The sequence below is a fragment of the Sediminispirochaeta bajacaliforniensis DSM 16054 genome (assembly GCF_000378205.1).
Lineage (GTDB): Bacteria > Spirochaetota > Spirochaetia > DSM-16054 > Sediminispirochaetaceae > Sediminispirochaeta > Sediminispirochaeta bajacaliforniensis.
The window spans coordinates 259893-273039 of record NZ_KB899406.1 but is presented as its reverse complement, the minus strand read 5'-3'; the positions used below and the strand labels follow the sequence as shown (position 1 = coordinate 273039).

The following is a 13147-nucleotide window of genomic DNA, read 5'->3' as shown; positions in this document are numbered from 1 at the left end:
CAAGGAGTATTACTATGGGAAGCAATGAAAAGGATACTGTCGACCTTGATGTTTACAAAAAAGTTTTCAGGACGACTGCCTATGCCCTCATCTTAGTTGATGCAAAAGGCTGTGTGATGGACGTAAATAATTCTTTTTTGCAGTTATGGAAGTTCAATAATCCATGTGATGTAATAGGCAGGCATGCTTCTTTTCTTCTAAAAGAAAAACAAACAGATGAAGAAATAAAAACAGTAATCAAGGAAGGTAGTAATTGGTCGGGAAAGCTAACTGCAGTCGATAACGACAATTCTGTTTTCGAGGTTTTCGCAAGCGTATCAATCATTCGGGATAATCAAAAAAGAATACGTTATGCCTTGGGGACGATAGTCGACATTAATGAACAGCAAGAAACCCTGTACCATCTTTCAAAGAGACAAGAGCATTACCATTTTTTAACAGAAGCGATTCATGATGCATATTGGCTTATAAATTTTGAGGGAGAAATAGTTGATTGTAATATGAACGCGTGTAGGATGCTTCACTATTCAAGAGAAGAGCTGCTTCATAAAAGAATTGCCGAAATAGATGCCATAGAAGGACAGAAAATAATGGATTTTTTCCTGCAGGGAATGGTAAGCCAAGAAACAAGAAATCTAAAAACAAGGCATAGGACAAAGGAAGGTGAGTTAATAGATGTCGATGTAAGATGCATGTACTGGAAATCACGCAACCAGTTTATCGGCTTTATTCGCAATGTCACTCAGCACGAACAGCTTTCCGAAGAGTTGAGGCATACATCAAAAAATCTTGAATCGCTTAATCAAACCTTATCGACTTTCATGAATAAAACACATTCCAAGTATGATGATCAAAAGTACACTGTTTCCAATACAATGTATAAGGTGATACTTCCCATGATTAAGCAATTAAATGAACTCAATGCGGCAAATCAGATCAAGACCGTGGATATCATTAAACAGTGCTTTGAGTCGATGCAAGTCGTTCCGATCGAACTTTTAGAAAAGCTCTCTCCCAACGAGCTCAAAATCTCGCATCTTATTACACAAGGATACACTTCAAAAGAAATCGGCAGTATTATGAATCTCTCGGAACGCACCGTAGAAAATTATCGCCAGGCCATTCGCATGAAACTATGCATAAAAAACAAATCTATTAATCTTAGAAAGGTTTTACGAAAATATTATTTACCGTAAAATGAACGAGCAAGAGCGGATACCAGACCTCGGTAGCATACCTCCCTGGTATCCACTTTTATAAAAATTTAGGACAATTCATTTCTCCTTGAAAAACGCTGCTGATCCTATGTTCGGGATTATTTTGCTGGAAATGTTGCCGAACGGAGAGGCCTTTGTGGAAGAGGCTTCAAAACGGCTTGCGATGAGCAAACGATCGTTACAGAGAAAACTACAGGAAGAGGGTTCCAGCTTTCAATCAATTTTTAGCAAAACACGACGGGAACTTGCTGATTATTATCTCGACACATCTGAAATAACCATTGCAGAAGTGTCCTATCTGCTGGCCTATAGTGATGTTTCCTCTTTTCAGCGGGCTTATAAAAGCTGGCCGGGAATGTCCCCAAAAATGTTTCGCTCTGTCATAGCTGCCTCATCAGAGCGATTACCGTTCATGAAGGCTTATCGGTAACACAAAAAGGCTGTTGCAGCGAAGTGCAACAGCCTCATGATAAGAATCAAACGGATGATCTTATTTATAGTATTTCACCTTATCGGCATCATTAAACAAATCAATCTTATGATACATGACCTGCTTCATCGCCGCGATACAGGGAGGATAGATATCTCCCGGTTCCCGCAGGGCCTGATCCTGCAATACTTCACGGCATTTCTTATAGAAGGCCGTTTTTATATCGCTGGAGATATTGATCTTCTGCACGCCGTTTTTAACGGCCTCGGCGATTTCACTATCGGGATTATCGGAACCACCATGTAAAACCAGTGGCACATCGGTTACCGCTCGTATCTCCTTAAGAAGATCTATCCGTAATTTCGGCTTAACATCTTTGGGATAAAGTCCGTGTCCTGTCCCAATTGCAATTGCCAGGGTGTCGACATCGGTAGCCTCGACAAAGGCTTTCACATCTTCAGGCTGAGTGAAAATGATATTGTCGGTACTGGCGATACCGCCTTCTCCCGTTCCTCCGATGGTACCGAGTTCTGCTTCGACACTGACGTTTACCGCATGGGCGGCCTCGACAACCTTTTGGGTCACCTCAACATTCTTTTCGAAAGGTAAGGCGGAAGAGTCTATCATGACAGAGGTAAAGCCCGACTGAATTGCCCGCATGACCTGAGAAAAGGAAGCTCCATGATCAAGATGGATACAAACGGGAAAGGAAGCCTTATGTGCTTCGTCAATGACAAACTTCAGGAAACTATCACGAACAAACTCCAGCTCATCTGGATGGATAGCAACAATTACCGGAGCCTGCTTTTCTTCGCATGCCTCAAGTAATCCATTTAAAATCATACTGCTGCTTGTGTTAAAAGCGGGAACCGCAAAATTGTGCTTTTTTGCAATACCCAGCAGCTCTTTCATCGTCATCAACATCGATGTACTCCTTAAAAAAATTATATTATTTCTTACGACTAGCTTTTCACAGAACCGGCAGACATACCTGCCAAAAAGTATCTCTGAAAAATCAAAAACAATATCATAATAGGCAAACTGCCCAAAAAGCTCATAGCCATCATCTCGTTCCACTCATATGTATGCTGTCCCATAAGCAGCTGTATACCAATTGGGACAGTCGCCATTTCATTGCTTTTCGTCAATGTCAATGCAAATAGAAACTCATTCCATGATAACAAAAATGTATACAATCCCGTGGAGACGATTCCAGGCAGGGATATCGGAACGATAACCCGAAACAGGGTCAAAAGCCGGGAACCTCCATCGATTAATACCGCCTCATCAAGAGCCTTCGGCAATGTATTAAAAAAACCTGTCATCATTAAAATTGCATAGGGCAAGGTCAAAGCCAAATAGGTAAAAATTAATGCAAAGTAGGTATCGTAGAGCCTATAGGCTACCATCATACCGAAATAGGGAATCATCAATGATATAGGAGGAACTGTTTGTGTTCCAATGATCAGCATATTGATAAGCTTTTTCCCTTTAAAGGTAAAACGGGAAAATGAATAAGCCGTCAACATTGCGATAAACAACGTACACGCGGTAACAATAAGGGCCACCACATAGCTGTTTATAAAAAATCGAATCTTCTCCGGGCTTGCAAAAATCTTTGCGTAGGCACCCAAGGTAAGTACTTTAGGGATTACACTCGGTGGAGTAGCAAAGACCTCTCCATTCGGCCGCATCGACATGGAGATCAGCCAAACAACCGGAAATGCCGCGAAGACGACCCCAAGCAATAAGAAAAAATAGGTGACGATCTTTCTGCCCATGCTTTGCTTTTTTATCGAATGTGTCATACTCACCGTATCCTTTGTTGCCGCACATAGAAGATCGACATAAGCATCGACAGCAACAATATCACCATCGCCGATGCTGATGCTTTCGAGAATTCAAACTGCAGGAATGTCAGCTTATACGTGTATGTCGCCATCACTTCCGTCGCATGACCGGGACCACCGCCTGTTGTCATCCAAATAAGCGGGAAGACCTGCATCGTCCATATGAAATCAAGAATACTAAGACTCAATATGATGGGCATCAAATGAGGAATTGTGATAAACAGGAAACGCTGCCGTCCGTTGGCACCGTCGATCAAAGCAGCTTCGTATTGCTGGTTGGGGACGCCTTGAAGCCCCGCCAAAAGGCTGACCATATAAAAAGGGTAACCGTTCCATATATTGATAAAGGTTAAAACAAGAAGTGCTGTTTTTTCGTTGCTCAGCCATTCAACAACACCACTAATGGCGCCGATGCTTGCCAATATGTAATTTACGATTCCAAGAGGATCGAGAATAAGTCGCCAGATAATGGCGATAATTGCCGGCGTGAACAGCCAGGGGAAAATGAAGATAACACGTAATACCGCTCGCAGGGAGGGATTAATATCAGCATTCAGCAGATTTGCAAACAGCATGCCCAATATCAAGTGAAACAGAACACTAAAAAAAGCAAAAAAGAGTGTATGCAAAACGCTGGATCTAAAAATGGCATCAGATAGAACCTCTTTGTAATGCGCCAGCCCCACGAATTGGGGATCAGGATTGGTGATGACATTATCCATCAGGCTGTATCGCAAAACTTGAGAAATTGGAAAAAACATCAGAAGGAATAAAAAAAGGAGCGCAGGGATGATAAAGAGATAGGGCTCGATTAATTTCTTTCGTCTGTCAAGCAATAGTGTTCGATTAAGCATTACTATTTCCGCATCCTTAACATAAGGCAGGAGAAAGGTCTCCCCTTCTCCTGTCGTAAACCATTATCGGTTTTATTTCGAATAAACCTTTTCCCAAGCAGCACTCGTCGCGGCAAGAGCCTCATCGACGGACTTCTTTCCATTGAGAAGCGCCTGGAGTTGTTCCGACATAAGCCGCATAAGGTTGTTCGCCTCGGGAGCACCCTGGAATTCGTTCCGTACCCCATTTTCCTGATACAGCTTGAAAGCCTTCTCATTCATCGCATCTTCCTTGACCCAGCTCGGATCACCATTAATGTTTCCCGGGAAGGCATTGACGCTGTCGGCAATGAAAGAGTTGACCTCAGGGCTCATAAGATACTTAACAAATTCCCAGGCTTCTTTGGGATGTTTGGAAGTTTTTGAAATGGTTACACCCCAAGCGGCACAATCCAGAATATGCTTTCCGGTATAACCGTCCTTTGCGGGAGGCAAGGCAATGTCGAAATTGAATCCGGAGTTTCTGGAACGAATCATGTTGATATGCGCAAGCGAATCGATCATGGTTGCGGTCCTGCCGTTAACAAAATGCTCAACTTTATCTTGTTCCTGGGCAGTCATGGATCCCGGTACAATAAGCCCCTGCTGATACAAGGTATTCACAAGATTAAAAACCGTCTTGACACCCTCGTTGTTTGGGTTCGGCAGTCCGGTATCGCCACTCGCCCAAACCAATGCCATGATGTCATTCTGAATACCGGTCGGATTCTGTAACGACAGCGACATGTCCCAACCATACTGGTTTTTAGAAGGATCGGTCAACTTCTTGCACACCTCAATGAATTCGCTGTGTGTTTCGGGGAAGCTCTCTATTCCGGCTTCTTTAAACATATCAACATTGTAGAACATGGGGTATACAAAGTTTTCGACGTTGATGAGGTACTTTTTGCCGTCCAATACACTGATACTGGCCAATTGGGATTCATCGTAGTTATCACCCTGGATAAATTCATCAAGGGGCAGTACCGCATTTTGCTTGACCAAATTGTAAATCCAGGTAGGATCACAACCCAAAACGTCACTCAAAGTCCCTGCAGCAGCACCGATTGTTACCTGACTTTGAACCTCGGCATAGGGCTTGGAAATTCTTTTTATCTTGATTCCGGGATGGGATGCTTCATAATCACTGCAAATCTTCTCCATTGCGCCCGGAAGCATTTCAGGTTCCCACCACTGCATAAATTCCAGAACGATCTCCTGATCGCCGGCCCCACTTTTTTCCTGTGCTCCGTTTGCGAACACAAAAGAAAAAGTAAGCAGAAACAAAAATGTCGTAAGTAGAATTTTTTTCATTTCCTTCTCCTCAAAACCGTTTTTCACTCCCATAGAGCAAGTGTTGGTGACAATTATACCCTATCACCTTGAGTTGTCAAGAAAAAACGAACACATATAAACAGATTATTTTCGTTATGTGTTTTTTTATATTGACTTATCAGACAACGCCTCATATACTCTTTTCATCAGGATCTTTATCTTTTAGTTGAAAGTTTCTCGAAATATGCTGCTATAATACGTGAAACCTTAAGACCATTCGAGTCACTTATTCGCAGTTTAACCATAGTGCGCAAGGAGATAACGGTGCAAGATTCCAAAAATTTTGCTGAAGAACGTCATGAGCGAATCATGGAAATCCTGATGCAGGAAACCAGCATCGAAGTATCTGCATTGGCAAAACTTCTCAATGTAACGGACGCCACCATACGACGGGATTTAAAATACCTTGAATCAAAAGAAAAGCTCTACAGAACTCACGGCGGGGCCATCTACAGAGAAGAGCCCATCTTTTGGCAAACCACCACAATAGAACATCGGGCAAAAGAGCATCCCGAAGAAAAAAAGCGGATTGCACGCTATGTTGTCTCGATCGTCAATGATCACGACAGTTTAATGATCGATGGAGGAAGTACCAATACCGCTATTGCCGAAGAACTGGCAAAAACACGGCACAACCTCATGGTGGTCACAAACTCGCAACATATCGGTGAAATCATCATGAATGGGATTGGAGAAAACCAGGCCATCATCATCGGTGGTGAGCTTATGTATCAGACCCAGAATACCGTCGGTCCGATCGCCGTCAATATGATCAAGAATTTCAGGCTTGATAAAGCCATCATCAGTACGACAAGCATCATGCCTGATCAGGGTTGTTTTTCGGCAAATCCTCAGGAGGGCGAGATCAAGAAACAAATGATACTAAATGCCAATGAGGTCTATATTGTCGTCGACAGCTCAAAGATCGGGAAATATGCCTTGTACCAGTTTAGTGATCTCAACGACATCGATGCGGTCATTACCGATGCTAAGATCCGTAAACGTGATCTGGAAACCTTTCATCAAAAACAGATCGACGTACGATTAGCCTATTAACGATAGCGTAACACCGGAGGTAGACAATTGCAGCAGCACAAGATTGGACTTGGTTTAGGTAATAATACCGATTTTGAATTGGCCTGGAATCCAGAGGCATTAGAGCAGTGCATCAGAGAATATGATGTGCATGAAAAGGATCTCAAGGAGGAAAGGAGGCCGATACTCAACGAGAAGGACCTTCTTATCAATGTGCTTCGCTTCATCAAATCTGAAATCGGCGGCGAATGTATTCTGGAAGATACGGAAACTGCCTTACAATTTTCCAAACGCTTCGACTATGAGATAACCATCGGAGGGACCTGCCCACGCTCTGCCATTGCGATGAGAAAGCTCGGCTACACGAGTTGCATGCATCTTGTTACTATGAATGAGCACATAAAGAAACTGCTGCCGCCGGATTGTTCGTATGTTTGCAGCAATAAAGATGAAAGTTTCGATATCCATCTCATCATCCAATACCCTGCAGATGCGGATATTATCGCAAACGATATTCGCATACATACCGTGCGTGCCAACAGAATAATCATCGATGATGATTATAACAACAGCATCATGAACCTCTCCGAAGATTTTTTCGACAACTGTCTCTCGCAAGCCAGGGTATTTTTGCTTAGCGGTTTTAATGTTATGCAAGACCATGAGCTTCTCAAAAAGCGTCTTTCCTATATGAAAGGGCAGCTTATCAAACTAAAAAAACAGGGAACAACGATCTATTACGAAGATGCCTGTTTTGCCGATGAAACATCAAATCGGCTTTGTAAAGAGTATCTCTTTGAACATATTGATATCTTTAGTCTGAACGAAGATGAAATGAAAGATTACCTGCAACAGGATATAGATCTTCTCGACGCATCACAAGTGGCCGCGGCCGCGAAAACCCTCAAAGAGAGGTTTGCCATACCGCTGGTGGTGATTCATTCCAAATACTGGGCCCTGGCATACGGGGAACATGCAAAAGATTATGCAGCCTGTCTCAAAGGCGGTATAACGATGGCAACAACACGTTTCCGTTTCGGCGATTCTTTCAACGAACCTGCACAATACGAAGAAACCTACGCACTTCCGGATGATGAAGCGGGAAAGAAATTTGCCGACGCCTTTGCATCAATTGTTGGCGATAGAGGATGTTGTATACCTTCCGTTATGGTGGAAGAACAGAACGTGACAACCATTGGATTGGGAGACGCCTTTGTCGGCGGCTTCATACCTCAGCTAAGCGAGATGTAGTAGTATGGAAAACATCAACGATAGGCAAAAACAATTATTATCGCTCATCAAAGAGAATCAGATTATCGAATTTGATAAGATAAAGAAACTCACGGGTAATACCGATTTGGCCCTCTACAAAGATCTTGCCGTACTCGAAAAATTGAAGATGATTTATAGGACAAAAGAGGGGATCATACTGCGGAATATTGAGACGGAAAAAAATCAAACGGATCTCTCCCAAGTAGAAAAAGAGTTTCTGGAAGAAAAAAAAAGGATTGGGCGCTTCGCCTCCACCATGATATCAAATGGAGAGAGTCTATTAATCGATGGGGGAAGCACCACCTTTGTTTTTGCGTCGTACCTGCTGAACAAAAACAATCTTTTGGTCATTACGAATGCCTTGCGTGTCGGCAACATCCTGTCCAAAGAAAAAAAAGCAAAAAACCAAATTCTCCTGATAGGCGGATATGCTTCACGAAACACGTATTCGACATACGGCTCTCCCGCCATCGAAGTCCTGAAAAAAGTAAAAACGAACAGAGTAGTGATGGGCGTCTGCGGGATCGATCCGGCCCTGGGCATTTTCGCTTCCAACGAACGAGAAGCGGCGACGAAGCGAATCATGCTCGATTGTGCAAAAGAGGTAATGATCCTGGCCGATCACTCCAAATTCGGAACAAGCACCGATTTCCTTATTAGTGATCTCTCACGAGTCAAGGTGGTAATAACCGACGAAAGAATCACCTCAGCCGAAGCAAAAGCCATAAAAGAAGAGAACATTCTCCTCCATATCGTATGATGATATTCAGGTAGCTATACCCGCCGGTACTTCCACGCCCCTTTATGAAAAAATCTTCCTAACACAATCATCTCCGCAATCTCACTTAAGATAAAGCTGATCCAGACATAGGTAAGCGGCGTGTGAAAACGGTAGATGACCACTGCAGAATAGGGAATCATCACCGCCCATTTGGCAACGAAACTACTAAGGAGAAAGGGAATGGTATAGCCGGAACCGGAAAAAACAGAAGCCCATCCCAAAGAAAAAGCGGCAATAACAAGAGAAGGGAGCACAACAGAAAGCATGATCACGCCTTGTCTGATTTCATCAAGGTCGGTGAGAAACCAACCCAGGACCACTTGTGGGCGGAGCAGTACAAGGGTAATCAAAACAGCGGTGAGGAGGGACCCAATCAAGGAAGAATACCATGCCGTCGCACGGCTTCGGTCGATCTGATTCGCACCAAGGTTTTGTCCGGCGATGGTGCCGGATCCCATCACGATCCCCATAATCGGCATAAAGATAAACGAGTAGATACGCAGGCCCACCCCGATCAACGCCACAGCAGCGGTGCCGTATACACCGACCATTTTGATGAAGACGGTGTTTGCCGTATTTCTGAACAGCATTTCGAATCCGGAAGGAAGCCCGATGGTAAGCAATTTCTTATCCATCACAGGAACAAGACGAAAAAGCCTTTTCGGTGATATGTGGACACCACTCTTCCCAGAGAGCAAAAGCAGCATACCGATTCCAAGAGCCACCACATTTGCAAGAACCGTGGCAAGGGCGGCGCCGAACATTCCCAAACCGGCGCCGGGCAGCGAGGTTCCGGGAATCGAATCGAACATGAGGATGGGATCCAGAATGATATTGATCACCGCAGATCCGATAAGCAGAAACATCGGAGTTTTTGCATCACCGGTACAACGAAATATGGTATTCACGCTGAAGGAAGAGAAAAATATGGGGATGGTTGCGGCCCGAAGGTATCCGTAAGCCTTTGCGTATTCGGTGACAAGCCGATCATCGGTAAACAGGTGCAACATGGGCTTAAGGAAGATGCAAAGCAGAATAGCCGCAAGGGATGCAATGAGAAATTTACACGTGATAGTCTGCTCGGCGGCAACCGCCGTCCGCTTTATATCCCCTGCACCGTAGCTCTGGGAAATAAGTGAAACCGAGCTCATCCCTATGATCTCGTTGAGTACTTCAAAAATCCAGAAAATAGAGGCGAATATCGTAATTGCGGCAACCGCCTGATATGATATCTGCCCAATCCATATCATATCGACGATATCGTAGAGCCCTTGAAGCATGAGCCCCGACATCGTCGGCAAAGACATGGATAGTATATGCTTAGGAATACTCCCCTGTGTAAGATCCCGCACCCAAACACCTCTTATACATGTTGTGATCTCACAACGGCGCGTTGTGACATATCAGTATATAGAAAGCGGAAACGAGGGGAAAGCAGGGAAACTGAAATAGTTGGTGTTTCAATTGCTGGTTGTTGACAGTTATTTTCCCCTTCCTATACAGATGGTGTTTCTGAAGCGCTTACGCTCCTAATATAGCTCATCATGTGTTCCAACATTGATTGGAATTATTTCTTTTTCCTTTATGATAAAATCTATTGTTATTCGATATAGCATATTGATTGATACACTGTAATAATCTGATAGCTTACCTTCCAGCTTATGCAAGCGTAATGATGGATGCAGCGGATTTATTTTTAATAGTTTCAGTGTCTTTTTGTATTGATTAAGAATTTCTGGATGCTTTTTTGCAAATTTCTTCGTCCTTTGTACATAACTTTCTGTAAAAATTAGTTTATACACTTGTTATTCTCTTCATGTGATCATCAATTGATTCATCATAGATTCTCCCATTTTTTATATCTTCCTCTGACTCTTTTATCGCGGCTTCTAGTTCATATTCTCGTAATTGGCTGTATTCCTCTATGGATAGAACCACATATTTGTTTTTTCCGCGGACAGTGATGATGGCTTCATTATTGCGCGATGTAACCTCATCTATTATGGTAACACCCTTCGTTTTCAGCTCGTTTGCCGTTATGGTATTATTCATACGATTCACCTCGTTTGCATAGTACTATTAATAGTATTATTAATCAATCGAAAAAAGACATACCACCTGCACCTTTATAATCTTTTTTATTTCTGATGATGATAAAATCAATTCATTCTTCGCCATACGTAAAGGCAAAAAATTGTCATATGCTTCGCAGTGGGTCACATACCGAGCCAATGGCCCTACTGGGAGCTTAAGGGAATGCGAATTTTGTAGGTAGTGCCGGAGGAGGTCCGGGATTCCACGGTGGCGGAAAGCATGGTTGCCACCTCGGTGATAATCCCCAGGCCGATAGCCGAGGGATAGTGAGGCTCTTCATCGGTATCGACCCCGTCGTCACTTACCACCACCTCAAGGGAAGAAGAAGCCAGCTTAATGATTGTCACGCTAATATGGCCCGTTTCCATATTTTGAAAGGCATGTTTGCCTGCACTGTTTACAAGTTCCTGAATCAGGATACTGACGAGAAACAGTTGCTGAATGTTCATCGTAAGATCTTCAACATAACCTTCGATCTCGATATGACGCTTTTTACTTTGAGACGAGAAGTATCGCAAAAGTTCTTCGATATAGGGACGAACGGGAACAACCCGGTAATCTGGAAATGTAAAAAGCTTATCGTAGAAAACACTCAATGAGGAAACCCGCTTCCGCGCATCTTCAAGGGCCTCATACGCAGTCTCAACCGTCAGAGCTTTTTCCTCAATCTTTAGGAGATCTGCGATAACCAGCAGCGTATACCGTATCCGATACTGGACCTCCTGAAAGAGTTGTTTATTTGTATCATTCAGCTTCTCAATCTCTCGTTCGGCGGCAAGCCTTGCCGATATATCCCTGCTTACCCCCACAATTTCGCAGCAGCGGCAAGCCTTACCTGTAACGGCGATTGCCGTTATCTCAATATCCGCTATTGAGCCGTCCGAACGATAGTGTTGATATAACCCGATTTGCGGTCCTTCCCGTTTTGAATCCGCCATAAGAGCATCATAGGAATCGGGAGTCAGAAGCCCTCGCATTCCAAGCTTCTTTGCGCTTTCTACCGTAAAACCGAACACTTTTTCAACGGAAGGGCTGATATAGGATAGCGTTTCATGCTCAAGATCAATCGTCCAGACAACGGCTCCGGAAAACTCCGCGAGATACCAATAGCGCCTGGCCTTTTCAAGTTCCTCGGATTGTGGTGAGTAGAGATCCATGATAATCGAATGAAGATAGGATCTCCCCTCGATTCTTACCGGATTGGTGATGACAACGACTTCGCATGTACTCCCATCCGCCTTTCGATGGCAGAAGAAAAAAAAGTTCTTTCGCAGTTTGACGGCGGATCGCATTTCCGCTTTCGCCGTGGCAAAGGGAAGAATATTGATATCGGCCATCTTCATCTGACACAGGCTAGCCATCGACCATCCGTAGAATTCCGACGCCGCCCTGTTTGCATCGACAATCGAACCATCCTCGGGATCGAGCATGAACATAGGCAAGGAGCTCTCATCAAAAAGATTGTAGTAGTGATTTTTCTCACTCACTCCGTACGGCTGAACCAAAGTCGGATTTTCAAGCTTTTTTAGATCTGTTATATCACGTAAAACGCCAAAAACGATTTCACCGCTCGCCTCGACATCCGCTATCGAGCGTATCCAGATGACCCGGCCATCGTCGGGCCTGGCTATTCGATATTCGGCCTTGTATGTCGTTTTGTCGCGAATTGCACGCTCCAATGCCTGCTCCCGCAGTATTCGATCCTCAGGCAAAACAAGCAGGCGAAACTTCGTCACGGAAAAAAGAGGAGCGGGTAAGCCGCAGATAGCCACAGCCCCTTCGGAAAAGAGAAAGTGTTCTCTATCCCTGGACATTCGCCAATGCCCCATGGCCGAAACTTCTTCGGCCCTTCGAAAATAACGGAGTGTTTGCCGCTGTTGTTCACACGCCTCGAACAGGGTAAAAGCCATCTCGATAGAGGCCTGGAGCACAAAATAGCCTGAGTTTTTAACGACATAACCATATCTGGTGATATTCCTGACCTTTTGAACCATCTCCTGTGAGGAATGGGAACTCAGAAAGAGAATCGGCAATTCACGTTTTTTTAGAATACGGGATGCGGCCTCTGTTCCGGATATTCCCGGCCCAAGGTCGATATCCATCAAAATCAAATCAATTTCCGGTGTTACCGCTTCAAGAGCTGCCTCACCAGAAAAGACATGAAGCACTTCATAACCGATGGATTCCAGAAATCTTGTTTCTGCCAAGGCCGTTATCGCCTCATCCTCCACCAAAAGAAGTCGTTTTTTCCTTTCTTTCAT

General features: G+C 44.0%; 12 protein-coding genes. 5 read left to right on the top strand and 7 right to left on the bottom strand.

The window, feature by feature from the left end; translation table 11 throughout:
* The first annotated feature begins 14 nt into the window (after positions 1 to 14).
* The gene (locus tag F459_RS0101230) at positions 15 to 1196 is read left to right on the top strand and encodes a PAS domain-containing protein (RefSeq protein ID WP_020610914.1); all 1182 of its coding nucleotides are present in this window, start codon (positions 15 to 17) and stop codon (positions 1194 to 1196) included.
* Positions 1197 to 1284: 88 nt separating this feature from the next.
* A complete protein-coding gene (locus tag F459_RS0101225) occupies positions 1285 to 1647 on the top strand; it encodes a helix-turn-helix transcriptional regulator (protein WP_154651590.1) in 363 nt (120 codons plus the stop codon).
* Between the two features lie 60 nt (positions 1648 to 1707).
* Here F459_RS0101225 and F459_RS0101220 read toward each other — a convergent pair whose 3' ends face one another.
* The 4 genes from F459_RS0101220 to F459_RS0101205 form a co-directional block, all read right to left on the bottom strand.
* Positions 1708 to 2571 carry a ketose-bisphosphate aldolase gene (locus F459_RS0101220; RefSeq protein WP_020610912.1) on the bottom strand — a complete coding sequence of 288 codons (864 nt, stop codon included), beginning with the start codon at positions 2569 to 2571 and terminating at the stop codon, positions 1708 to 1710.
* 38 nt (positions 2572 to 2609) lie between these two features.
* A complete protein-coding gene (locus tag F459_RS0101215) occupies positions 2610 to 3455 on the bottom strand; it encodes a carbohydrate ABC transporter permease (RefSeq protein WP_020610911.1) in 846 nt (281 codons plus the stop codon).
* A gap of 2 nt (positions 3456 to 3457) precedes the next feature.
* Positions 3458 to 4219 (bottom strand): carbohydrate ABC transporter permease, encoded by a 762-nt coding sequence (locus F459_RS0101210; protein ID WP_245540041.1) that lies wholly within the window; start codon positions 4217 to 4219, stop codon positions 3458 to 3460.
* 204 nt (positions 4220 to 4423) lie between these two features.
* Positions 4424 to 5683: an ABC transporter substrate-binding protein gene (locus F459_RS0101205; RefSeq protein WP_154651589.1), complete on the bottom strand. Its 1260-nt coding sequence runs from the start codon at positions 5681 to 5683 to the stop codon at positions 4424 to 4426.
* 285 nt (positions 5684 to 5968) lie between these two features.
* Here F459_RS0101205 and F459_RS0101200 point away from each other — a divergent pair, with 285 nt between their 5' ends.
* From F459_RS0101200 to F459_RS0101190, 3 genes are read left to right on the top strand one after another with little or no spacing between them, the layout of a single operon-like run.
* On the top strand, positions 5969 to 6760 hold the full coding sequence (locus F459_RS0101200; protein WP_020610908.1) for a DeoR/GlpR family DNA-binding transcription regulator: 792 nt from the start codon (positions 5969 to 5971) through the stop codon (positions 6758 to 6760).
* Between the two features lie 27 nt (positions 6761 to 6787).
* Positions 6788 to 7990 carry an ADP-dependent glucokinase/phosphofructokinase gene (locus F459_RS0101195; RefSeq protein ID WP_020610907.1) on the top strand — a complete coding sequence of 401 codons (1203 nt, stop codon included), beginning with the start codon at positions 6788 to 6790 and terminating at the stop codon, positions 7988 to 7990.
* A 4-nt stretch (positions 7991 to 7994) separates the two neighbouring features.
* The gene (locus tag F459_RS0101190) at positions 7995 to 8771 is read left to right on the top strand and encodes a DeoR/GlpR family DNA-binding transcription regulator (RefSeq protein WP_020610906.1); all 777 of its coding nucleotides are present in this window, start codon (positions 7995 to 7997) and stop codon (positions 8769 to 8771) included.
* Between the two features lie 14 nt (positions 8772 to 8785).
* On the opposite strand, the gene F459_RS0101185 is transcribed toward F459_RS0101190, so the two are convergent.
* The 3 genes from F459_RS0101185 to F459_RS0101170 form a co-directional block, all read right to left on the bottom strand.
* Complete coding sequence (locus F459_RS0101185) at positions 8786 to 10144, bottom strand: MATE family efflux transporter (RefSeq protein WP_154651588.1); 1359 nt, start codon at positions 10142 to 10144, stop codon at positions 8786 to 8788.
* 442 nt (positions 10145 to 10586) lie between these two features.
* Positions 10587 to 10844, bottom strand: coding sequence for a type II toxin-antitoxin system Phd/YefM family antitoxin (locus F459_RS0101175; RefSeq protein WP_013255951.1), 258 nt, complete (start codon positions 10842 to 10844; stop codon positions 10587 to 10589).
* 185 nt (positions 10845 to 11029) lie between these two features.
* Positions 11030 to 13147 carry a PAS domain S-box protein gene (locus F459_RS0101170; RefSeq protein WP_020610903.1) on the bottom strand — a complete coding sequence of 706 codons (2118 nt, stop codon included), beginning with the start codon at positions 13145 to 13147 and terminating at the stop codon, positions 11030 to 11032.

Excerpts from the sequence above, each read along its gene's own strand:
- F459_RS0101175 (WP_013255951.1), bottom strand. The coding sequence starts at position 10,844 with ATGAATAATACCATAACGGCAAACGAGCTGAAAACGAAGGGTGTTACC.
- F459_RS0101170 (WP_020610903.1), bottom strand. The coding sequence starts at position 13,147 with ATGAAAGAAAGGAAAAAACGACTTCTTTTGGTGGAGGATGAGGCGATA.
- F459_RS0101230 (WP_020610914.1), top strand. The coding sequence starts at position 15 with ATGGGAAGCAATGAAAAGGATACTGTCGACCTTGATGTTTACAAAAAA.
- F459_RS0101215 (WP_020610911.1), bottom strand. The coding sequence starts at position 3,455 with ATGACACATTCGATAAAAAAGCAAAGCATGGGCAGAAAGATCGTCACC.
- F459_RS0101205 (WP_154651589.1), bottom strand. The coding sequence starts at position 5,683 with ATGAAAAAAATTCTACTTACGACATTTTTGTTTCTGCTTACTTTTTCT.
- F459_RS0101210 (WP_245540041.1), bottom strand. The coding sequence starts at position 4,219 with ATGGATAATGTCATCACCAATCCTGATCCCCAATTCGTGGGGCTGGCG.
- F459_RS0101220 (WP_020610912.1), bottom strand. The coding sequence starts at position 2,571 with ATGTTGATGACGATGAAAGAGCTGCTGGGTATTGCAAAAAAGCACAAT.
- F459_RS0101190 (WP_020610906.1), top strand. The coding sequence starts at position 7,995 with ATGGAAAACATCAACGATAGGCAAAAACAATTATTATCGCTCATCAAA.